The 21,818-nt window shown below is 73.0% G+C and carries 20 protein-coding genes; 7 read left to right on the top strand and 13 right to left on the bottom strand.

What is annotated here, in order from left to right:
- Positions 1 to 2: 2 nt before the first annotated feature.
- The gene (locus J7I97_RS26290) at positions 3 to 1,559 is read right to left on the bottom strand and encodes an acyl-CoA synthetase (RefSeq protein ID WP_214939208.1); all 1,557 of its coding nucleotides are present in this window, start codon (positions 1,557 to 1,559) and stop codon (positions 3 to 5) included.
- 5 nt (positions 1,560 to 1,564) lie between these two features.
- A complete protein-coding gene (locus tag J7I97_RS26285) occupies positions 1,565 to 2,680 on the bottom strand; it encodes a nitronate monooxygenase (protein WP_214939205.1) in 1,116 nt (371 codons plus the stop codon).
- A gap of 145 nt (positions 2,681 to 2,825) precedes the next feature.
- On the opposite strand from J7I97_RS26285, the gene J7I97_RS26280 reads away from it, so the two are divergent.
- Both J7I97_RS26280 and J7I97_RS26275 read left to right on the top strand, forming a co-directional pair.
- The gene (locus J7I97_RS26280) at positions 2,826 to 4,916 is read left to right on the top strand and encodes a serine hydrolase (protein ID WP_251059185.1); all 2,091 of its coding nucleotides are present in this window, start codon (positions 2,826 to 2,828) and stop codon (positions 4,914 to 4,916) included.
- A 141-nt stretch (positions 4,917 to 5,057) separates the two neighbouring features.
- Positions 5,058 to 5,435: a nuclear transport factor 2 family protein gene (locus J7I97_RS26275; protein WP_214939202.1), complete on the top strand. Its 378-nt coding sequence runs from the start codon at positions 5,058 to 5,060 to the stop codon at positions 5,433 to 5,435.
- A 55-nt stretch (positions 5,436 to 5,490) separates the two neighbouring features.
- Here J7I97_RS26275 and J7I97_RS26270 read toward each other — a convergent pair whose 3' ends face one another.
- Positions 5,491 to 6,096 carry a hypothetical protein gene (locus J7I97_RS26270; RefSeq protein WP_214939199.1) on the bottom strand — a complete coding sequence of 202 codons (606 nt, stop codon included), beginning with the start codon at positions 6,094 to 6,096 and terminating at the stop codon, positions 5,491 to 5,493.
- Positions 6,097 to 6,105: 9 nt separating this feature from the next.
- Entirely contained in the window at positions 6,106 to 6,732 is a 627-nt protein-coding gene (locus J7I97_RS26265; RefSeq protein ID WP_214939196.1) for a TetR/AcrR family transcriptional regulator, read from the bottom strand.
- Positions 6,733 to 6,873: 141 nt separating this feature from the next.
- On the opposite strand from J7I97_RS26265, the gene J7I97_RS26260 reads away from it, so the two are divergent.
- Positions 6,874 to 7,368 carry a hypothetical protein gene (locus tag J7I97_RS26260; protein ID WP_308369439.1) on the top strand — a complete coding sequence of 165 codons (495 nt, stop codon included), beginning with the start codon at positions 6,874 to 6,876 and terminating at the stop codon, positions 7,366 to 7,368.
- Between the two features lie 40 nt (positions 7,369 to 7,408).
- Positions 7,409 to 7,861, top strand: a complete 453-nt coding sequence (locus J7I97_RS26255; RefSeq protein WP_214939193.1) for a nitroreductase family deazaflavin-dependent oxidoreductase — start codon at positions 7,409 to 7,411, stop codon at positions 7,859 to 7,861.
- A 7-nt stretch (positions 7,862 to 7,868) separates the two neighbouring features.
- Here J7I97_RS26255 and J7I97_RS26250 read toward each other — a convergent pair whose 3' ends face one another.
- From J7I97_RS26250 to J7I97_RS26235, 4 genes are read right to left on the bottom strand one after another with little or no spacing between them, the layout of a single operon-like run.
- Positions 7,869 to 9,443 carry an NAD(P)/FAD-dependent oxidoreductase gene (locus tag J7I97_RS26250; protein ID WP_214939190.1) on the bottom strand — a complete coding sequence of 525 codons (1,575 nt, stop codon included), beginning with the start codon at positions 9,441 to 9,443 and terminating at the stop codon, positions 7,869 to 7,871.
- Positions 9,440 to 11,530 carry a serine/threonine-protein kinase gene (locus J7I97_RS26245; RefSeq protein ID WP_214939187.1) on the bottom strand — a complete coding sequence of 697 codons (2,091 nt, stop codon included), beginning with the start codon at positions 11,528 to 11,530 and terminating at the stop codon, positions 9,440 to 9,442. The genes J7I97_RS26250 and J7I97_RS26245 overlap by 4 nt, the downstream gene beginning before the upstream one ends.
- A 33-nt stretch (positions 11,531 to 11,563) precedes the next feature.
- Positions 11,564 to 12,463 carry an oxygenase MpaB family protein gene (locus J7I97_RS26240; protein ID WP_214939184.1) on the bottom strand — a complete coding sequence of 300 codons (900 nt, stop codon included), beginning with the start codon at positions 12,461 to 12,463 and terminating at the stop codon, positions 11,564 to 11,566.
- Complete coding sequence (locus tag J7I97_RS26235; RefSeq protein ID WP_214939181.1) at positions 12,441 to 12,986, bottom strand: GNAT family N-acetyltransferase; 546 nt, start codon at positions 12,984 to 12,986, stop codon at positions 12,441 to 12,443. Before J7I97_RS26235 ends, J7I97_RS26240 begins: the two co-directional genes overlap by 23 nt.
- Before the next feature lie 4 nt (positions 12,987 to 12,990).
- On the opposite strand from J7I97_RS26235, the gene J7I97_RS26230 reads away from it, so the two are divergent.
- Entirely contained in the window at positions 12,991 to 13,416 is a 426-nt protein-coding gene (locus tag J7I97_RS26230) for a hypothetical protein (protein ID WP_214939178.1), read from the top strand.
- Between the two features lie 88 nt (positions 13,417 to 13,504).
- On the opposite strand, the gene J7I97_RS26225 is transcribed toward J7I97_RS26230, so the two are convergent.
- From J7I97_RS26225 to J7I97_RS26215, 3 genes are all read right to left on the bottom strand, one after another.
- Entirely contained in the window at positions 13,505 to 14,695 is a 1,191-nt protein-coding gene (locus J7I97_RS26225; protein ID WP_214939175.1) for an acyl-CoA dehydrogenase family protein, read from the bottom strand.
- A gap of 463 nt (positions 14,696 to 15,158) precedes the next feature.
- Entirely contained in the window at positions 15,159 to 15,995 is an 837-nt protein-coding gene (locus J7I97_RS26220) for a class II fructose-bisphosphate aldolase (RefSeq protein ID WP_214939172.1), read from the bottom strand.
- Positions 15,992 to 16,894, bottom strand: coding sequence for an SIS domain-containing protein (locus J7I97_RS26215; RefSeq protein WP_214939169.1), 903 nt, complete (start codon positions 16,892 to 16,894; stop codon positions 15,992 to 15,994). Before J7I97_RS26215 ends, J7I97_RS26220 begins: the two co-directional genes overlap by 4 nt.
- A 223-nt stretch (positions 16,895 to 17,117) precedes the next feature.
- On the opposite strand from J7I97_RS26215, the gene J7I97_RS26210 reads away from it, so the two are divergent.
- Both J7I97_RS26210 and J7I97_RS26205 read left to right on the top strand, forming a co-directional pair.
- Positions 17,118 to 17,897, top strand: a complete 780-nt coding sequence (locus tag J7I97_RS26210; protein ID WP_214939166.1) for a DeoR/GlpR family DNA-binding transcription regulator — start codon at positions 17,118 to 17,120, stop codon at positions 17,895 to 17,897.
- A 121-nt stretch (positions 17,898 to 18,018) separates the two neighbouring features.
- Positions 18,019 to 18,720 (top strand): alpha/beta fold hydrolase, encoded by a 702-nt coding sequence (locus J7I97_RS26205; protein WP_214939163.1) that lies wholly within the window; start codon positions 18,019 to 18,021, stop codon positions 18,718 to 18,720.
- A 222-nt stretch (positions 18,721 to 18,942) separates the two neighbouring features.
- On the opposite strand, the gene J7I97_RS26200 is transcribed toward J7I97_RS26205, so the two are convergent.
- Together J7I97_RS26200 and J7I97_RS26195 are read right to left on the bottom strand one after the other, a co-directional pair.
- Entirely contained in the window at positions 18,943 to 19,857 is a 915-nt protein-coding gene (locus tag J7I97_RS26200) for a LysR family transcriptional regulator (RefSeq protein WP_214939160.1), read from the bottom strand.
- Between the two features lie 463 nt (positions 19,858 to 20,320).
- Positions 20,321 to 21,523, bottom strand: a complete 1,203-nt coding sequence (locus tag J7I97_RS26195; protein WP_214939157.1) for a glycine C-acetyltransferase — start codon at positions 21,521 to 21,523, stop codon at positions 20,321 to 20,323.
- Between the last annotated feature and the right edge of the window lie 295 nt (positions 21,524 to 21,818).

The following is a 21,818-nucleotide window of genomic DNA, read 5'->3' as shown; positions in this document are numbered from 1 at the left end:
CGTCACATCGCGCGCTCGTGGCCCTCCCAGTACGGGTCGCGCAGCCTCCGCTTGTACAGCTTGCCGTTCGGGTCACGCGGCATCGTCTCGATGAAGTCGACGGTCTTGGGCCGCTTGTAGGCGGCCAGTTGCCGCTCGCAGTGGTGCAGGATCTCGGCGGCCAGCGCATCACTCGCGGCGAAGCCCTCCGCCGGTTCGATGACCGCCTTGACCTGCTCGCCCCAGTCTGCGTGCGGGATGCCGAAGGCGGCGGCGTCCGCGACCGCAGGGTGGGTGAGCAGGGCGGACTCGATCTCGGCGGGATAGATGTTGACCCCGCCCGAGATGATCATGTCGATCTTGCGGTCCCGGAGGAAGAGGTAGCCCTCCTCGTCCATCAGGCCGAGGTCCCCGACGGTGAAGAAGTCGCCGATGCGGTTCTTGCGCGTCTTGCCCTCGTCCTTGTGGTAGCTGAAGCCGCCGGTGTTCATCTTGATGTAGACGGTGCCGAGTTCGCCGGGCTGGAGCCGGTTGCCGTCGTCGTCGAAGATGGCGAGTTCGCTGATCGGCCAGGCCTTGCCCACGGTTCCCGGCTTCTTCAGCCAGTCCTCGGCGGTGGCGAAGGCGCCGCCGCCCTCGCTGGCCGCGTAGTACTCCTCCACGCACCGGCCCCACCAGTCGATCATCGCCCGCTTGACGTGGTCGGGGCAGGGCGCGGCGCCGTGGATGGCGTGCCGCATCGAGGAGACGTCGTAGGCGTCCTTCGTCTCCTGCGGGAGCGCGAGGAGGCGGTGGAACTGGGTCGGGACCATGTGGGTGTGCGTGCAGGCGTGGTCGTCGATGAGGCGCAGCATCTCCTGCGGTGTCCACTTGTCCATCAGGACCAGCGGATGCCCGATGTGCAGGGAGGCGCCCGCGAATTGGAGCACGGCGGTGTGGTAGAGCGGCGAGCAGACCAGGTGGACATTGTCGTCGAAGGGGCGGATGCCGAAGATTCCGAGGAAGCCGCCGAGGTACGTCTCCTCCGGGAGCTTTCCGGGCAGCGGGCGGCGGATGCCGCGGGGCCGGCCGGTGGTGCCGGAGGTGTAGTTCATGACCCAGCCGAGGGTGCGGTCCCCGGGGGGCGTGGCGGGCTGCCCGTCGAGGAGTTCGCCGTAGGGCCGGAAGCCGGCGACGGCTCCGACGGCGTAGCGGTGGCTCGCCGGCAGGCCCGCCTCGTCGGCCGCGGCGGTGGCGGCGTCGGCGAAGCGCTCGTGGGCGATGAGGGCTTTGGCGCCGGAGTCGGAGACGATCCAGGCGATCTCGGGGCCGACCAGGTGGTGGTTGACCGGGACGAGGTAGAAGCCGGCCTGGGAGGCGGCGAGGTAGGCGGTGAAGAACTCCACGCCGTTGGGGAGGACGACGGCGAAGACGTCGCCCTTCTCCAGGCCGGCGGCGCGCAGGCCGTGGACGAGGCGGTTGACGTCGGCGTGCAGGCGGCCGGCGCTCCATTCCTCGCCGTCGGGGGTGATCAGGACGGTGCGGTCGGGGTCGGCGGCGGCTTGAGCCCAGAAACCGTTGGGAGGCTGTTCGTCGGTCATGCTGCTCACACCTCTCGGGCCCGGCCGGCGATACGGGTGATGCGGTCGATGGCGCGCTCGAAGCCGCTGGTGAGGTCGTCGAAGACGGCCTGGACACTGCGTTCGGAGTTCATCCGGCCGACGATCTGGCCGACGGGGGTGCCGAGCAGCGGCCGGACCTCGTACTTCTGGATCCGGGAGACGGCCTCGGCGACCAGCAGGCCCTGGAGCGGCATGGGGAGCGCGCCGGGGCCGTCCGGGTCGTCCCAGGCATCGGTCCACTCGGTGCGCAGCTGGCGGGCGGGTTTGCCGGTGAGGGCGCGGGATCGGACGGTGTCGCCGGAGCCGGCGGCGAGGAGCTTCTCGGTGAGGGCGCGGGAGTGCAGGTCGGCCTCGGTGGTGGTGAGCCAGAGGGAGCCGAGCCAGGCGCCCTGGGCGCCGAGCGCGAGACCGGCGGCGATCTGTTCCCCGCTGCCGATGCCGCCGGCGGCGAGGACGGGGAGCGGGGCGACGGCCTCGGTGATCTCGGGGACCAGGACCATGGTGGCGATGTCACCGGTGTGGCCGCCTGCCTCGTAGCCCTGGGCGACGACGATGTCGATGCCGGCTTCCGCGTGGCGGCGGGCGTGTTTGGCGCTGCCGGCGAGGGCGGCGACGAGGACGCCGTGGTCGTGGGCGCGCTCGATGACATCGGCGGGCGGGGAACCGAGGGCGTTCGCCAGGAGTTTGATGGGGTAGTCGAAAGCGACGTCGAGCTGGTTGCGGGCGACCTGCTCCATCCAGCCGGTGATCCGCCAGCCGGAGGCCTCGCCCTCGGCCAGTTCGGGTACGTGGTGCTTGGCGAGAGTGTCGCGGACGAACTCGCGGTGCGCGGCCGGGATCATCGCCTCGATGTCGGCTTCGCTGATGCCGTCGACGGCCTTCTTGGCGGGCATGACGACGTCAAGGCCGTAGGGCTTGCCGTCGGTGTGCTCCTGCATCCAGTCGAGGTCGCGTTTGAGGTCGTCGGGGGCGGTGTAGCGGACCGCGCCGAGTACGCCGAACCCGCCCGCGCGGGTGATCGCGGCGGCGACCGCCGGGAAGGGCGTGAAGCCGAAGATGGCGTGCTCGACTCCCAGTTTGTTGCTCAGCTCCGTCTCCATGGGCCGCAGGATGCCGCAGGGCGGCGGCCGAGGGAAGAGATTTTCTGATGCTGTGTCAGATTCTTTGCGGGCCGGTCGGTGCGGGGCCCGCCGAGCGGGCGGGCAGATACTTCGGGAGGGCGACACAGCGACGGGAGGCCCGGCCATGGGCGAGCACACGGGGGCGGTCGACGGGTACGGCGAGGCGGGCGAGTCCGACGGGCGCGAGATGGGCAGGCCCGACGGGCGCGACATGGGCGGGCCCGACGGGCACCAGGTGGGCAGGCCCGACGGGCGCCGGGCGGCGGATACGCAGCTCGGCGGGACAGTGGCCGGGGCACAGGCCGCCGGTGGCAGCGGCGCGGGAGCGCTCGCCCGGGGCGAGGACGGCGTCAGCGGTCGGGGCGACGGGCGCGGCAGGGGCAGCGAAGGCGGCAACGAAAGCGGCAGCGGCAGCGGCAGCCCCGCCAACCGCCGGGGAGGGATCAGTCGGCGACGGCTCGGGGCGCGTCTGCTCGCGCTCGGCGGGGTGCTCGTATTGAACGCGGCGCTGCCCGGGGCGGCCGGGGCGGCGGGGAATCCGGCCGAGCGGCGCGCCCTCCAGGGCCTTCGGCTGCGCTACGGGTCCGCACGCCAGGCCGGGCTGCTCGAGAAGCACCTGGAGGGAGTGGCGGACGAGGCGCGGCGGTTCCTCGGCCCCTCCCCCGAACGCCCTTACTACGCGGGAGCCGTGGTCCTCGCCGGGCGAGGGCGCACGGTCGCCCTGCACCGGGCCATGGGCGATGCGGTCCGGTACGCGGACTACGACGGGCGGACCGACCGGGTCCGGGAGTTCCCGGCGGCTGAGCGGATCCCGATGGCCGAGGACACGGTGTTCGACCTGGCTTCGCTGACCAAGCTGTTCACCTCGATCCTGGCGGTGCAGCAGATGGAGCGCGGCCGGCTGGAGCTGGAGGCTCCGGTGGACCGGTACCTGCCGGAGTTCACCGGGGGCGGCAAGGAGCTGATCACGGTCCGTCAGCTGCTTACGCACACCTCGGGGCTGCGGTCGTGGGCCCCCTTCTACGTGGAGCCCACCCGCGAGGGGCAGCTGAGGCTGCTGTGGTCGGTGCGCCCGCAGGAGACCCCCGGGACCGCGTACCGCTACTCCGACCTCAACCTCATCGCGCTACAGCTGATCCTGGAACGGATCACCGGTCACACTTTGGATGTACTGCTCCAAGACGAGATCACTGTTCCGCTCGGGATGCACCGCACTCGTTACAACCCGCCGCTCTCCTGGCGCCGCGTCACCGCCGCCACCGAGGTGCAGCGACCGCCCTGGTCCGGCCTGGACCGCGGGCTGGTGTGGGGCGAGGTCCATGACGAGAACGCGTACGCCCTCTGCGGGGTCGCCGGCCACGCCGGCGTCTTCGGCACCGCCTGGGACCTGGCCGTCCTCGCCCGCACCCTGCTCGACGGCGGGGTCTACGCGGGCAAGCGCATTCTGCGGCCCGCCTCCGTCGAACTGCTCTTCACCGACTACAACACCGCGTTCCCCGGCGACGACCACGGCCTCGGCTTCGAGCTCTACCAGCACTGGTACATGGGCGCGATGGCCACTCCGCACTCCGCCGGCCACACCGGTTTCACCGGAACCTCCCTCGTGCTGGACCCGTCCACCGACTCCTTCCTGATCCTGCTGGGCAACTCCGTCCACCCCGTGCGGACCTGGCGGGCAGGCAGCGCCCCACGGGTCGCGGTCGGCAACCGCTTCGCCCGCGCGGTGCCCGTCCGTACGAGGCACGGCGGCCCGGCCTGGTTCTCCGGGATCACCCCGGGCGGCTCCGGCACCCTCACGCTGCCGCCGCTCACCCCGGCCACGGCGGCCGCGCGGCTGCGCTGCGCCGTGTGGTGGGACACGGTGCCGGGCGAGGGCGCCTTCCACCTGGAGGCCTCGGCCGACGGGGAGACCTGGGAACCGCTGCCGTTCAACACCGTCCGGACCACGGGCGGAACACCCGAGCAGTGGCCGAACGGCTACGCCGACGGCTGGTCCGGCCGGATCTGGCACCGCCTCGAAGCACCGCTCACCGCCTGGGCGGGCCGCGAAGTACGGCTCCGCTTCCGCCACATCGCGACCGGCCGCTACGTCGGGCGGGGGGTCTACGTGGACGTCGTACGGGTGGCGGAACCGGCGCGGCTGCTCTTCGCCGAGGACCGCCCGTCGGACGCGGCCCGCATCGAGGCCACCGGCTGGACCAGGTCGGCGGACTAGGGGCCGCCGGACGCGGGGGGCCGCCCGGACGCGGGAGCCGGGCCATTCCCCGGAGGGAATTGCCCGGTCGGTACGGCGCGGCGGACGATCCTCCTGTTCCGCACACCGGTCCCCACGGACCGGCCGACCAGGGAGGCAACCATGTCCACATCCGCGCCGCACCGCCCGCTGACGACCGCCGAGGTCATCGACCGTTTCAACCAGGTCTTCCAGCAGCACGACCCCTCGGGTCTGGCCGCGCTCGTCGCCGACGACTGTGTGATGGAGGGCGTCTCCCCCGCGCCTGACGGAAGCCGGGTGGAGGGGGCGGAGGACTGCGTACGCTTCTGGGCCGAGCTCGCCACCGACGCCGCCAACACGTTCGAGATCGAGGACGTGCTGGTCGCGGGTGAGTTGTCCGTCATCCGCTGGAGGTTCGTGTTCGGCTCCGGGGACAAGGACTACGTCCGCTGCGTGAACGTGATGCGGGTCGAGAACGGCCTGATCACCGAGGCCTGCGGTTACGCGAAGACGGCGTAATCGGGACCCGGCCCGGCCTGGCGGCCGGTCTGGTGTCCCGGTCCGGCGGCCCAGGTCAGAGGGGGAACGCGATCACGCCCCAGCCTCGCCGCCGGGCCTCGCGCACGACCTCGCCCCAGTCGCGCAGCAGGCTCTCGAACTCCGGGAAGGTGCGGATCCAGCCCGTCGGGACGGCCGCATGCACGTCGAAGGATTCCCGTAGCCCGTCCACCAGCGGCTCGGCCCGGTCCCAGTACGCGGCCAAGGCGGCCACTTCCGACGGCGGGAACGACATCATCAGCCCCCGTCGGCGCTGCTCGTCCGAGGGCTCGGGTGGCTCCGATTCGTCCTCGGCGGCCTCCGGGGGCACCCAGTACAGGCCCGACAGCAGGCCGTCCACGGCCGCCCGCACCGGGGACCCGATGACGCCGGGTGTATCGCGGATGTGCTCCCAGCGCTCGCCCGCCCAGAAATGCGCCTTGAACGAGCCGAGCGTGTCGCGGAACCGGTACCACGCCAGCGAGCCCTCGCCCGGCAGCCCCGGCCGCGGCCACTGCCACCCCGCGCCCGGATAACTGAGCTCCGGGTAAGCGTCGTTCAGGAACAGGTCCATGCACGCGTCGGCCGGCACCTGCTCGAACCGGTCCCAGTCGACGGCGAAGACCGTGATGTCCAATCCCATCCGCCCAGGCTAAGCCAGCGCCGCGTCGATCATCCGGCGGACGACGGCGGTCAGTTCGGCCAGGTCAGGGGCCGGCCGGGACCGGGCCAGGGCGCCCGCGAGGCGGTCGTAGAGGAGTCCGTCGGTCCAGGCGGCCAGGAGTTCGGCGGATTCCTCGGGCCGGTCCGCCCCCAGCGCGGCGAGGATCCCGGCCGCCCGGGCCCGCGCGCCGAGGCCCGCCTGGTGCAACTCGGTCTCCAGTTCCGGGTTGCGCGCCGCTTCCAGGCTCAGCTCGAACCGGGCCAGCTGCCGCGCACGCCCGGCCGTCAGCCAGCGGTACAGCAGCGCGCCGAACGCGTTCGCCGCGGCGTCCCGGTCCGACACCGGCACCGGCACCGACAACGGGGCCAAGGGCAGGGCCGGGGGCGGGCCTTCATCGTCGATGTCGCCGAGGTCCAGCTCGGCCAGCCGCCGGTAGCAGGCGCCGATCAACGCCGTCCGCGTACGGAAGTAGTACGAGGCACTGCCGGCCGGCAGCCCCGCCGCGGCGTCGACCGCCCGGTGGGTCAGGCCGCGCAGGCCGGAGGCGGCCACGAGGTCGATCGCGGTGTCCGCGATCAGCGTTCTGCGGTCGGTCCCGCGATGAGGGGTGGACATGACGTCACTCTACAGCTGTAGAGTGCGGTACGTCCTCTACGGCTGTAGAGGGATCGGCGAACGCGGGGAGGGGAACGCCCATGACGACGACTCGGGCATGCGGTCGTAGCGGGTGCGCGGATCGGCGGTCTCACAGTGGCGGTGGCCCTGCACCGCCGCGGCTGGCAGGTCACCGTCTGCGAGCGGGCTCCCGAGCCACCCGCGGCAGGCGCCGGAATCGTCCTGGCCCCCAACGCCCTACGCGCCTTCGACGCCGTCGGCTCCGACCCCACCGGGCCGGCCGTCCGGGCCGTCCCGGCCGCGATAGGGGGCTTTCGCCGCCCCGACGGCGACTGGCTGAGCCGCGCCGACACCGCCGCGCTGACAGCCCGGTACGGCACGCTCCCGCTCGCCGTGCACCGCACCGCCCTGGCGGCCGGTCTGGCCGACGCGCTCCCGGCCGCGGCGATCCGGTACGGGGCAGCCGTCACCGGCGTCGACGACACCACCGGCGGCGGCCGCCCGGTGGTGCACACCACTGCGGGAGACCTCGACGCCGACGTCGTGATCGCCGCCGACGGCATCCACAGCGCCCCCCGCAGCGCACACTTCCCCGACCATAAACCCGTGCCCACCGGTGTTGAGGCTCGTTGTTGAGGTTTGTTGACTGTTCAACACCGAAGGTAGGCACAGCCACATGAGCGACATCGACTGGGACAACCCGATCGACCCCAAGCCGGGCTGGCAGCTCGACCACGTCAAGCAGTACGTCGGCTCCGACGGCGCCCAGGGCCAGTTCTGGAACGGCACCCAGACCCTTCTCCTCACCACCGTCGGCCGCGTCTCCGGCAACCCCGTCCGCACCCCGCTCATCTACGGCGAGGACGACGGCCGCTACTTCCTCGTGGCGTCCAACGGCGGCACCCCCCAGCACCCCCTCTGGTACCGGAACCTGACCGCCCACCCCGAGGTCCGCATCCAGGTCGGCCCCGAGAAGCTCCAGGGCACGGCGCGCACCGCGACGGCCGAGGAACGCACCGCGTACTGGCCGCTGATGGTCAAGCACTGGCCCTCGTACGACGAGTACCAGAGCAAGACCGACCGGGAGATCCCGATCGTGGTGATCGAGCCCGCCCGCCAGGACGCCTGAGCCCGTCTCAGCGTCCCAGTACCGCCATCGCCGCATTGTGGCCGGGGACCCCGCTCACCCCGCCGCCGCGGACCGCGCCCGCCCCGCAGAGCAGGACATTGGCGTACGGGGTCTCCACGCCCCACCGGCTGGAGTCCCCGTAGGGCCAGGACAGGTCCCGGTGGAAGATGTGGCCGCCGGGCAGGCGCAGTTCGCGTTCCAGGTCCAGCGGGGTCTTGGCCTCGATGCACGGCCGGCCGTCGGCGTCGAGGGCGAGGCACTCGGTGACCGGCTCGTCGAGATGCGCGTCGAGCTGGGCGAGGGTGGCGGCCAGCAGCACCTCGCGCGCGCCCTGGTTGTCCTTCTCGAACAGCCGCGCCGGAGTGTGCAGCCCGAACAGGGTCAGGGTCTGGAAGCCCTGCTCCACCAGCTCCGGCCCCAGGATCGAGGGGTCGGTCAGGGAGTGGCAGTAGATCTCCGAGGGCGGTACGGAGGGCAGCTCGCCGGAGGCCGCCTCCGCGTAGGCCCGCCCGAGTTCCTCGTAGCCCTCGGCGATGTGGAAGGTCCCGCCGAACGCCTCCCGCGGGTCCACCGAGGCGTCCCGCAGCCGGGGCAGCCGCCGCAGCAGCATGTTGACCTTGAGCTGCGCGCCCTCGGCGGGGACGGGCGGTGTCTCGCCGAGGAGGTCGGCCAGGGCCCGCGGCGAGGCGTTGACCAGCACCTTCCGCCCGACCACCAGACCCTCCCCGACCGCCGTACGGAAGGTCACCTCGGCCGGCGAGGTGCCGTCGGTGTCGATCCGCAGGACCTCGTGCCCGGTGGCGATCTCCGCCCCGGCGGCCCGCGCGGCCACCGCCAGAGCGTCGGTGAGCGCGCCCATGCCGCCGACCGGGACGTCCCAGTCCCCGGTCCCGCCGCCGATGACGTGGTAGAGGAAGCAGCGGTTCTGCGCGAGCGAGGGGTCGTGCGCGTCTGCGAAGGTGCCGATCAGCCCGTCCGTGAGCACGACGCCCCGCACCAGGTCGTCGGTGAAGTGCTGCTCCACCGCCTGCCCGAGCGGCGCCTCGAAGAGCATCCGCCAGGCCGCCTCGTCGTCGATCCGGGCCCGCAGCTCCTCCCGGGTGGGCAGCGGCTCGGTCAGGGTGGGGAAGACCTTCTCGGCGACCTGCCCGGTCGTCCCGTAGAAGGCGCGCCAGCTCTCGTACTCCCGGTCCGATCCGGTGAGCCGCGCGAAGGACTCCCGGGTGCGCGCCTCGCCGCCGCCGACGAGCAGCCCGCCGGGCCGGCCGCCGCGTTCCACGGGCGTGTACGAGGAGACCGTGCGCTTGCGTACCGCGAAGCTCAGCCCGAGCTCGCGGACGATCTTCGGCGGGAGCAGGGAGACGAGGTACGAGTAGCGGGACAGCCGGGCGTCCACGCCCGCGAAGGGGCGGGTGGAGATCGCGGCCCCGCCGGTGTGCCCGAGGCGCTCCAGGACGAGTACGGATTTGCCCGCCCGGGCGAGGTACGCGGCGGCGACCAGGCCGTTGTGCCCGCCGCCCACGATCACCGCGTCGTACACGTCCGAACCGAAGCCGCGCGAGGCCGATGCCGAGGTCGTCATGGCTCTTGGTAGCACACCTGGCCGAGCCGCTCCAGACAGTGCGCCTCGTCGGCGTGGGCCGCGACCGTGTCGGGATGCTCGTCGCCGAGGGCCCGTTCGCGGATGCCGGAGAGGTCCCGGTAGATCGGCAGTGCCTCGTCCCAACGGCCCAGCCGGCCCAGCCCGACGGCCAGTTCGCGCCGGCTGACCAGGGTGTCGGGGTGGTCGGCGCCGAGCACCTTGGCCCGCGCCGCGCCGACCTGGCGGGCCTCGGCCACCGCCTCCTCCCAGCGGTCCAGCCGGCCCAGGTTGACGCCCAGGACGTGCCGTGCGCGGAGCGTCTCGGGGTCGGCGGCCCCGTACGCGCGGGTGCGGTCGCGGACCAGGTCCCCGAACAGGTCGAGGGCCTCGGCGGCGCGGCCGGTGCGGCCCAGCGCGATGCCTGTCTCGTAGCGGGCGGCGAGGGCGTCGGGGTGGTCCCGGCCCAGCACGCGTTCGCGTACGGCCGCGACTTCCCGGAAGGCGGCCAGCGCCTCGTCCCAGCGGCTGAGCCGGCCCAGGGCGTAGGCCACCTCGTAGCGGGTCAGCAGGGTGTCGGCGTGTTCGGCGCCGAGCACGGCCGCCCGGTCGGCGGCCACCTCGGCGGCGGTGCGGTGGGCTTCGGAGAACCGGCCGAGCGCGCCCAGGGCGCAGGCCAGGTTGTGGCGGCAGCGCAGGGTGTCCGGGTGGCGCGGGCCCATGGTCCGGACGCGGGCGGCGAGCACCGCGCCGTAGATGTCGTACGCCTCCCGGTGGCGGCCGAGCCGGCCCAGTTCGTACGCCTCCTCCTGGCGCGCCGCGAGGGTGTCCGCGTGGTCCGGACCGAGCACGCGGGCGCGCCCCTCGGCCACGGCGGCGTACACGGCGAGCGCCTCCTCGGGCCGGCCGGCGCGGCTGAGGGTGAACGCGCGGGTGTGCCCGGCGGCGAGGGCGTCGGGGTGGTCGGGGTCGGCCGGGCCGGGTCCCGGGGCTCGGGGCAGCCCGTACGCGGAGGTCAGCCGCGGGTCCTCCGCGGCGTCGGGGCGGACGATCCGGTGCTCCGCGCTCATCCGCTGCGCGCCGCCGGGGCGGGCAGCGGCGGTCCAGGAGCCGGTGAGCACGGCCCACTCGCCGCTCGCGGGGCGGGCGTCGGTCCCCGCCTTGCGGCCGGCGGTCATCCCCTGGGCCCACTCGGGCAGCGGGGGGTGCGCGCCGGGCGGCCCGCCCGGGCCCAGGCGGGCCTCGACGAGGCGCCGGTGCAGGTGGCGGGCGTCGCCGGGGCGGTCCTCGGGGCGTTTGGCGAGCAGGTCCAGGACCAGCTGCTCGAAGTAGTCGGGCAGTTCGGGGCGGTGCTCGCGCAGCGGGACGGGCGCGTTGTCCCGGTGCCCGACCAGGACGGACCAGGAGTCGCCGAGGTCGAAGGGCGGGGCGCCGGTGGCGATCTCGTACAGGACGCAGCCGAGGGAGTAGAGGTCGCTGCGGTGGTCGACCTCGCCGCCCGCGATCTGCTCGGGGGACATGTAGTGCGGGGTGCCCATGGCCATGCCGCCGCCGGTGAGTTTGGCGGTGAAGCCGATGTCGTGGGCGAGGCGGGCGATGCCGAAGTCGCAGATCTTCACCGTGCCGTCGGTGAGCCGCATGATGTTGGCCGGCTTGAGGTCGCGGTGGACGACACCCTGGTCGTGGGTGTAGCCGAGGGCGGCCGCCATCTGCTCCGCGATGTCGACGACCACGTCCACGGGGAGCGGGCGCGCCTCGTTGTCCTCCAGGAGCTGGCTGAGGTTGCGCCCTTCGAGGAGCTCCATCACGAGGTACAGGGGTCCGCCGGCGGCGCTGTCGTCGCCGAAGTCGTGGACGACGGTGACGCCCCGGTGCTGGAGCGAGGCCGCGACGCGCGCCTCGCGGCGGAACCGCTCGCGGAGCACCTGGGTGAAGTGTGCGTCCTGCTCGGGCCCTATCGGCTTGAGGCACTTGACGGCGACCTGCCGGCCCAGCGACTCGTCGCGGGCGCGCCACACCTCGCCCATGCCGCCGCGCCCGATCAGATCGAGCGACCGGTACCGGCCCTGGATCAGTCTGGACTTCGCCATGTCTTAAAGCCGCCCCCGTTGTCGTGCTGCGTCCTACGCCCTCCCCGGCCGGTCCAGTATGGCCGCTGATGTACGCAGTGTGTACGTCGAGGGGCGGCTCCCGGGGCCCATGCGGCGCATCGCTTTCAAGATGTGACCTGGAGGCAGCTGCCACCGCAGACCTGCGGGAATGCTGCGCAGGAGGTGGCCGGTGAGGCGCAGGCGCCGGGTGACGCTGCGCGGTGCCGCGGCGGGTCTTCCGTACAGCCGGTGCGCGTAGCCGGGGAGGGAACCGTACGCGAGGTCAGCGAGCGGGCGCCACAGCAGGTTTCGGCCAGGGATGAGGAGGGAAGAGGCGGGCGGGCTGCGCAGGAACTCGTCGACGGCGAGGGCGTCGGGGCCGGCGGCGAGCCGCGGGCGGATCCGCTCGAAGTACGCCGCCAGCTGCTCGGTGCCGGCCGGCACCTCGGACGGGTCGAGGCCGACGAGGCGGGCGTTGACGCGGTTCTCGTCCACGTAGCGGTCGGCCTGCGCGGGGCTGAGGGGGACGCCGGAGCGGCGCAGGATGTGCAGGAAGCTGTCGATCTGCGCGCAATGCACCCAGAGGAGCAGCTCCGGGTCGTCGACGGGGAACCGCTCGCCGGTGTCGGGGTCGGTGGCGGACAGCGTCCGGTGGATCTTCCGGACGCGGGCTCCGGCCCGCTCGGCGGCCTCGGTGGTGCCGTAGGTGACGGTGCCGACGAAGTCGGCGGTACGGAGCAGCCGGCCCCAGGCGTCGTGCCGGAAGTCGCTGTTCTCCATGACCCCGCGGACCGCGCGCGGGTGCAGCGCCTGGAGGTAGAGCGCGCGGACCCCGGCGATCCACATGACCGGGTCGCCGTGGCACTGCCAGGTGACGGAGGCCGGCCCGTAGAGCCCGGGGTCGGGTCCCTCACTCGTCGGCGGCTCGCCCATGTCCCTGCCTCCCCGGTGTGGAGTGACGGGAGGGCGGCCACTCCAGCGTGTAGTACTTCAGGTACTCGTCCTCCGAGACCAGTTTCATCCCGGCCGCCGCCATCACGCGCTGGGAGGCGATGTTGCCGTGGTCGGTGTCGCCCGCGACGCGGGAGACCCCCTGGGTGCGGGCGAAGAGCAGCAGGGCGCGCAGGGCCTCCGCGGCGTACCCGTGGCCGCGGGCCCCGGCGACGAGCCCGTAGCCGATGGTGACGGTGCCGTCCGGGTCCGGCGGTCCGTGGAAACCCAGGCCGCCGATGACACAGCCGTCCTCGCGGCGGCGGATCTCGTACGGCCCGAAGGGCTGGGGGTCACCCTCGGCCTCGCACAGGTCGAGGTAGCGCCGGGCTCCGGAGACATCGGCTTCGGTGGGATAGCCCCGGGCCCAGGAGACCGCGTCGTGCGCCTCGCCTCGGGTCAGGGCTGCCGCTTCCTGGACGCTCATCGGGTGGAGCACGAGTCGTTCGGTGAGGAGATCGTCCATAGGTGTGGCCTATCACCGGCGCCGCGGGTACCGCAAGGCCGCCCCCCTCGAAAGCGGGCTGCGCGTGCGCGTCCTCTCCCTCACGCGGGCCGTTCGCGACGCCGGCTACACCGGGCCGGTGGCGAACCTGTCCTTCCCAGACGTGACCGGCCCCATCCTGGCCCGCCTCGGCCTGGCGCCCACCATTGGCCTGGGGAACGCCGCCATGATGCAGCTGCGCGTACGGGCCGCGCTGCGCGCCGCACACCCCGACCGGCCCACGCCGCTGATCCGCGTACTCGGGCACCACGCCCAGGTGTTCGACGTCATGCAAGCGCGTCAGCCCGGCCGACCCGGAACGGCGGGAGCAAGTCGTGACCGGCCCGAGGGAAGGCGCCGCCCGTGTCGCGCCGGAGGCGGTGCGCCGCCCGCCGAGGCCCCCGGGCGCTGAGGAGTCGTCAAGACCTCCACCCCGTGCACCGTCGCCGACGTCATGACCACGAAGGTCGTCGCCGCATGAGCCCCTCCCATCGAACGGCCTAGCGGCGGACGCGGGGCATGCCGAGGCCGATCCACGAGATGATCTCGCGCTGGATCTCGTTGTTGCCGCCGCCGAAGGTGAAGATCACGGCGCTGCGGTAGCCGCGTTCGAGTTCGCCGTGCAGGACCGCGCCGGCGGAGCCGTCCTTGAGGGAGCCGGCCGCGCCGACCACCTCCATGAGCCACGCGTACGCGTCCCGGCGGGCCTCGGAGCCGTACACCTTGACCGCGGAGGCGTCCTGCGGGGTGAGGGTGCCGGACTGGACGGCGTTCACCATCTGCCAGTTGAGCAGCTTCATCGCGTCGAGGCGGGCGTGGGTGCGGGCCAGGCGGCCACGGACCCAGGAGAGGTCGATGACCCGGCGGCCGTCGGCGAGTTTGGTTCCGGCGGCCCAGCGCTGAACGTCGTGCAGGGCGCGGATGGCCATCGTGCCGTGGGCGGCGAGCGTGACGCGCTCGTGGTTGAGCTGGTTGGTGATCAGGCGCCAGCCCTTGTTCTCCTGGCCGACGCGGCGGCTCGCGGGGACGCGGATGTTCTCGTAGTAGCTCGCGGTGGTGTCGTGCGAGGCGAGGGTGTTGATGAGCGTGCAGGAGTAGCCGGGGTCGGCGGTCGGCACGAGGAGCATGGTGATGCCCTTGTGCGCGGGGGCGTCCGGGTCGGTGCGGACGGCGAGCCAGACCCAGTCGGCGGTGTCGCCGTTGGTGGTCCAGATCTTCTGCCCGTTGACGACGTAGGTGCCGGTCTCCTCGTCGCCCTCGCGGACGGCCTTGCACTTGAGCGCGGCGAGGTCGGTGCCGGCGTCGGGCTCGCTGTAGCCGATGGCGAAGTCGATCTCGCCGGCGAGGATCTTGGGCAGGAAGTACGCCTTCTGCTCGTCGGTGCCGAACTGCATGATGGTCGGCCCGACGGTGTTGAGCGCCATCAGCGGCAGCGGTACGACGGCCTGCGCGGCCTCGTCGAAGAAGATGAACTGGGCCATGGGCGACATCCCGCGCCCGCCGTACTCCTTGGGCCAGCCGGCCCCGAGCCAGCCGTCGGCGCCGAGTCGGCGGATGGTCTCCCTGTAGTACCGCTTCTGGGCCGCCGGGTCCTCGTAGCGGGCGTAGACGTCCTCAGGCACCAGCTCGGCGAAGTAGGCGCGCAGCTCGGTGCGCAACTGCTGCTGCTCAGGCGTGTATTCGAGGTGCACGGCCCCTCCGGGAGTCTCGCGGTCCAGCCGGTCGCTGTGGTGCGCGGCGCACAGACTAGAACCTGTTCCAAGAATCCGGAAGGGTCGGGAGGACCCGGACGGTGTAGCCGCCGTCCGGGCAGCCGCCCCCACAAGGAAGGCCTGACAGACAGGAGGCCCTGGCAGACAGGGAAGCCCTGGCAGGTCAGGAGACAGCGCTGGCCGAGCCCGGGACGGTGACGAGGAGGGCGAGGGCACTGGCGGCGGCGACGGCGGCGGTGCGAAGACGCATGGGGTGATCCCCTTCGGAACGCGACGGTTTCGGAACGCGACGGTGATCACGGTATCGGTCACTCAACGTGATCAAACGGTTCTTCCGCGCTACCGGAAAGCGTGGTTTGTCATGGTACCGGCCCGGGAAGGCCGCACAGACGCCTTCGCCCGCGCCCCGCCCACCCACCCACCTCGACAAGACCCCTACGGGTCAGTTCAGCGCTGCGATCATCGCCGCGGCCGTCGCCGTCATCGCCGTACGGGCGGCCGTGAGGTACGGGCGCGGGTCCGCCGGTGTCAGGTGGGTGCGGATGGCTTCGGTCATGGCCACATTCAGCGCGGTGCCGATGTTGACCTTGCGGATGCCGCCCGCCACGGCCGCCGCGAGTTCCCCGTCCGGCAGGCCGGAGGAGCCGTGCAGCACCAGCGGTGCGTCCACGCTCTTGGCCAGCCGGGCGAGCAGCGCGTGGTCCAGGGCGGCGGTCCGGCTGGTCATGGCGTGGCTGCTGCCGATGGCCACGGCCAGCGCGTCCACCCCGGAGTCGGCGACGAACCGCCGCGCCTCCTCCGGGTCGGTACGGGCTCCCGGCGCGTGCGGATCCAGCGGTGCGGCCCCGTTCTTGCCGCCCACCTCGCCCAGCTCCGCCTCGATCCACAGGCCGTTGGCATGCGCCCAGTCGGCGGCGGAGCGGGTCGCCTCCAGGTTCTCGGCGTACGGCAGCTGGGCGGCGTCGTACATCACCGAGCTGAACCCGGCGTCCACTGCTTGCCGGAGCAGCTCGGAGCTCTTGACGTGGTCCAGGTGCAGCCCCACCGGAACGGCGGCCTCCGCGGCGCAGGCGGCGGCCGCGCGGGAGATGGGGAGCAGTTGCCCGCCCCTGAACTTCACGGCGTTCTCGCTCAGTTGCAGGATGACCGGCAGCCCGGCCGCCTCGGCTCCCGCGACGACGGCCTCGGCGTGCTCCAGGGTGATGATGTTGAACGCGGCGATGGCGCGGCCCGCGGCGGCCGCCTCCAGGACGAGCGTGCCGGCGGGAACGAGGCTCATCGGACCGCCTCCTCTCCCGTCGTGAGGATCACCGAGCGGGTCAGATTCCGTGGCGCGTCCGGGTCCAGCTTCTGGTGAGCGGCGACGGCGACGGCCAGCCGGTGCACCCGGACCAGCTCGGCGAGCGGGTCGAGCCGCCCGGCCACCCACTGGGCGCCGGCCCCCACCACCTGCTCGGCGATCCCTTCCGGCGCCTCGTCGAGCGACCAGGTGACGGTGCCGGGCCCGGTGATGCTGACGGGCCCGTGCCGGTACTCCATCGCCGGATACGACTCGGCCCACGACAGGGAGGCCTCGCGCATCTTCAGCGCGGCCTCGTTCGCGAGCCCCACACTCCAGCCGCGCCCGAGGAAGGTGAACTGCCCCCGGCTCTCCAGCTCCGCGGGCAACGCCTCCGCCAGAGCCGTCCGGGCGTCGGCGACGACCCCCGGGTCGTGCCGGCCCACGTGGGCCCGGAGCAGGGTCAGGGCAGTGGTGGCGAACCGGGTCTGTACGACGGACCGTTCATCGGCGAAGTCGAGCACGACGAGCTCGTCCGCGAGGGAAATCACCGGCGTCGCCGGATCCCCGATGACCGCGGTCGTGGGTACTCCCGCGTCCCGCAGCCCGGCCAGCAGGTCCAGCACTTCGGTCGTGGTGCCGGACCGGGTGAGCGCGATGACGCGGTCGTAGCGGCGGTGGCGCGGGAACTCCGAGGCGGGGAAGGCGTCGGTCTCGCCCTCCCCGGCCTCCTCGCGCAGCACGGCAGCCGCCTGGGCCATGAAGTAGGAGGTCCCGCACCCAACGATCGCGGTACGCTCCCCGGGCTGCGGCAGCACCGACCGCTGGGCCGGGGCCAGTTCGGCGGCCCGCTCCCAGCATTCCGGCTGTGTGCCCAACTCGTACGCGACGTGACTCATGGCGGCTCCCTGGCGTGGCGGGTGCTTCCCCGGCGTTCTCGGGTTCTGCGGTCGTGCGTTCCGGCCCTGCATGCTGCGTTCTGCATTCTTGCGTTTTCCTGCAACGTAGCGGTGAGTTTCACGCAACTTCAAGCATTTACGCCCTGATCGCCTGGGTTAATGTCGGCGGGTAGGCCAATGGAGCAGCCGGCGGACACCGGCGCACACCGAAGGGGGCGGCCCGATGACCCGCAAGGAGCGCTGGCAGACGCTGCTGGATCTGCTGGTGGAGCGGGGCGAGCTGGAGGTGGAGCCCGCGGCGGAGGCCCTCGGGGTGTCCGCCGCGACCATCCGGCGCGACCTCGACCAGCTGGCCGAGCAGCAGCTGCTGGTCCGCACGCGCGGCGGGGCGGTACTGCACGGAGTCTCGTACGAACTCCCCCTGCGATACCGCACGTCACGGCGCGCCGCCGAGAAGCGCCGGATCAGCGAGGCGGTGGCGGCTCTGATCACCCCCGGCGAGGTGATCGGGCTGACGGGCGGCACCACCACGACGGAGGTCGCGCGCGCCCTCGCCGGCCGGGCCGACCTCGCCACCGGCTCGCCCGCGCTGACCGTGGTCACCAACGCCCTCAACATCGCGGGTGAACTCGTCATCAGGCCCCAGTTCAAGATCGTCCTGACGGGTGGGGTGGCCCGCCCCCAGTCGTACGAGCTGACCGGCCCGTTGGCCCAGGAGGTGCTGGGGCAGCTCACCGTGGACACCGCGATCGTCGGCGTGGACGCCTTCGACCCGGCCGACGGCGCGGCCACCCGCCACGAGGACGAGGCGGCGATGAACCGCCTGCTCTGCGACCGCGCCCGCCGCGTGATCATCGCGGCTGACTCCACCAAGCTCGGCGTCCGCGCCTTCGCCCGCATCTGCGCGACGTCCTCGGTGGACGTCCTGGTGACGGACACCGGCCTGGCGGACGCGGGCACGGAGCCGTTCCGCGCGGCGGGCGTGGAGGTCGTACGCGTGTGAGCGGAGCGCCGGGATTGTGGGGCCCCGGGTTGTCGGACCCCGGGATTGTGGGACCCGGGGATTGTGGGACCCGGGGATTGTGGGACCCGGGATTGTCAGACGCCTCCGCTACGGTGCGGCCATGGTGAACTTCGTATTGGTGGCGGGCGCGTGGCTCGGATCCTGGGCATGGGACGAGGTGGTGCCGGATCTCCGTGCGGCCGGCCACGGCACGCATGCGTTGACGTTGTCCGGCCTTGCGGAGCGACAGGGTGCGCCGGCCGGGCAGCAGACCCACGTGCGGGAGATCGTCGACGAGGTCGAACGCCTTGATCTTCGTGACGTCGTCCTGGTCGGGCACAGCTACTCGGGCATTCCGGTCGGTCAGGCCGCCGAGCGGATCGGCGGTCGGCTGGCACGCGTCGTGTTCGTCGACGCCAACATCCCCGCCGACGGTGCGTCGTTCGTGTCGTCCTGGCCGGACGGCCGGGCGGTCGTCGAGGCGTCGATGGCCCGCAGTGGCGGCTTCTGGACGCCGCCGAGCGCGACCGACTACGCGGGTCAAGGCCTCACCGATGAGCAGATCTCCCGGATCGTGAGCCGCACGACACCGCATCCGGGCTCCACACTGACCGAGCCGGCCGTGCTGGCGCGCCCGCTCGGCGGGCTTCCGGCGACGTACGTGAAATGCCTGCTCGACGGCGATGAGCCGAACTCCGACTTGGCGCGGCTGCTGACGGGCGATCAGTGGCGGCTGGTGACGATGGACACCGGTCACTGGCCGATGTTCTCCCAGCCGCGTGAGCTGGCGCGGATCCTGCTGGACGCGGCCGCGGCGGGCTGACGCAGCTCGGGCAGGCGAACCGGGCGGGCACGAGCGGGGGCGGGACCGGCCCGGCGCCGAGCGGACAGGGCGGGCGCCGAACGGACGGGACCGGCCCGACACCGAGCAAACGGGGCGGGTCGGCACCGAACGGACAGGACCGGCCCGACACCGAGCAGACGGGGCGGGTCGGCACCGAACGGACAGGACCGGCCCGACACCGAGCAAGCGGGGCGGGCGGGCTCAGTGTTCGGGGAGGCGCTCCGCCTCGCGGGCCAGGGCGGCCAGCACCGGGGCGATCAGCGGGTGCGATTCGGCGCCGCGACGGGTGGCGGCGAACACCCGTCGGGTGGCGGCCGGCCCGGCCACCGGCCTGACCTGGACCTCCTTGAGGTCCATGCCCCGCAGCGCCGAACGCGGGACCAGGGCCACGCCGGCCCCCGCGCCCACAAGCGCCGTCACAGCCCGGAAGTCGTCGGAGGAGTGGGCGAATCGGGGCTGGAAGCCCGCCAGTTCGCATGCCAGCAGGGTCACGTCATGGCAGGGGTTGCCCGGGTACTGGCCCACCCAGTCCGAGTCGGACAGGTCTGCCAGCGACACCGCGGGGAGATCGGCGAGGGGATGCCCCGAGGGCAGCACCGCGTCGAAGGGCTCGGCGTACAGGGGGAGGACGGACAGCCGCCCGTCGTCCGCGCCGGGGGCGCCGCGGTACTCGACCGCCAACGCGAGGTCGGCTTCGCCGTCCAGGAGCAGCGGCAGGCTCTGGTCGCCCTCGGCGTCGCGCACGCGCAGCCGGATTCCCGGGTGGTCCTGCGCGAGCCGTGCGATGGCCGGCGCCAGCACCTCCGCGATGCCGGTCGCGAAGGCGGCCACCGTGACCTCGCCGGCCGAGCCGCCCGCGTACGCGGCGAGTTCGGCCTCCGCGCGCTCCAGCTGGGCCAGCACCTCGTGTGCGTGCCCGACCAGGATCTCGCCGGCCGCGGTGAGCCGTACACCGCGGCCGCTGCGGGTCAGCAGCACGTGCCCGGTCTCCTGCTCCAGCGCCGCGAGCTGCTGGGAGACGGCGGAGGGGGTGAGGTACAGGGCTGCGGCCGCGGCGGTCACCGTACGGTGGTCCGCCACGGCTCGCAGGATGCGCAGCCGGCGGGGGTCGATCACCCCGCCATTCTCGCAGGCCCCACAGCCCACTCCACCCGCCCAGGCCCCGCAGCCTGCACAGACTCCCCAGCCGCTCAGACCCCGGAAGCCGGAGGCCGGGCGCCGGAAGCCGGGGTCTGAGCGGCCGGGGCCCGGGGACCGGAGGCCAGGGCCCGGGGACCGGAGGCAGGCCGAAGGCGGCCGGAGGCCGGGGGCCGGAGGCCAGGGGCCGGAGGCCAGGGGCCGGAGGCCAGGGGCCGGAAGCCGGGGGCAGGCGGCCGAAGGCCAGGGGCAGGGGCAGGCGGCCGGGTAAGCACACCAGGCCGCTCAGGGCCCTGAGGCCGCTAGCGCCGCGCGAGCGTCAGAGGTCGCTCAGCCCGCCCAGGCCCCCGGCGCCGCGCGGGCATCGGAGGCCACGGGAGCCACTCAGCCCGCTCAGAACCCCCGACCCCGCCGACACCGCGCGCGCCAGAGGCCGCTCGGCTCAGGCCCCCGACGCCGCCAGCGCCGCGCGGGCGTCGATGAAGGCCGCCACCGCGCGCTCGACGTCCGCGGTGGAGTGGGCCGCCGAAAGCTGCACGCGGATGCGCGCCGCGCCCAGCGGGACCACGGGGTACGAGAAGCCGATCACGTACACTCCGCGCTCCAGCAGCAGCTCCGCCATCCTGGCCGCCTCCGCCGCGTCGCCGATCATCACCGGGGCGATGGCGTGGTCGCCGGGCAGGATCTCGAAACCGGCCTCGGTCATCTTCGTACGGAAGAGCGAGGTGTTGGCCGCGAGCTGCTCGCGCAGGTCACCCGCCGACTCCAGCAGGTCGAGCACCTTGAGCGAGGCCGCCGCGATCACCGGGGCGAGCGAGTTCGAGAAGAGGTACGGACGCGAACGCTGGCGCAGCAGCTCGACGATCTCGGCACGCGCCGCGACGTAGCCACCGGAGGCGCCGCCCAGGGCCTTGCCCAGGGTGCCGGTGATGATGTCGACGCGGTCCATGACCCCGTGCAGTTCCGGCGTGCCGCGCCCGCCGGGGCCGACGAAGCCGACGGCGTGCGAGTCGTCGACCATGACCATGGCGTCGTAGCGCTCGGCCAGGTCGCAGATCTCCGCGAGCGGCGCGACGTATCCGTCCATGGAGAACACGCCGTCCGTGACGATCAGGCGGCGGCGGGCGTCCTGGGACTCCTTGAGCCGGGCCTCCAGCTCGCCGAGGTCGCGGTTGGCGTAGCGGTAGCGGCGGGCCTTGGACAGGCGGATGCCGTCGATGATCGAGGCGTGGTTGAGGGCGTCGGAGATCACCGCGTCCTCGGCGCCGAGCAGCGTCTCGAAGACGCCGCCGTTCGCGTCGAAGCAGGAGGAGTAGAGGATCGTGTCCTCCTGGCCGAGGAACGCCGACAGCCGCGCCTCCAGCTCCTTGTGCACCTCCTGGGTGCCGCAGATGAAGCGGACCGAGGCCATCCCGTAGCCCCAGCGGTCCAGCGCGTCCTTCGCCGCGGCGACCACCTCGGGGTGGTCGGCGAGCCCGAGGTAGTTGTTGGCGCAGAAGTTGAGGACCTCGCCGGCGGTACCGCCCGAGGTGACGCCCACGGAGGCGCTCTGCGGGGTGCCGATGACGCGCTCGGGCTTGTGCAGGCCGGCGGAACGGATCTCGTCGAGGGTGGAGCGCAGGTCCTCACGGACGGTCTCGAACATGGTGCGGTGCTCTCTTTCTCCTGGTGCGGCGGCGGAGGGAGGGGGCCGGGCCCCGCGGAGGGGGGAGGGTGGGCGGGGCCCGGCCGGAGGGAAATGGTTCAGGGGCCCCGGAAGCCCAAAAGGGACGGACCAGCGGGGCCGGAAGGGCCGGAAGGGCCGGAAGGGCCAGCGGGACCTGGAGGATCCTGACGGCCCGAAGGCGCTGTTACGCCGTCCAGTCCAGGATGATCTTGCCGCTGCGGGCGGTCGACGCCTCGTCGAAGGCGGCCTCGAACTCCGTGTGCGAGTAGCGGTC

This window comes from Streptomyces sp. ISL-87, assembly GCF_018614095.1.
Classification (GTDB): domain Bacteria; phylum Actinomycetota; class Actinomycetes; order Streptomycetales; family Streptomycetaceae; genus Streptomyces.
The sequence above is the reverse complement of the archived record's forward strand: the minus strand, read 5'-3'. Positions and strand labels throughout refer to the sequence as shown.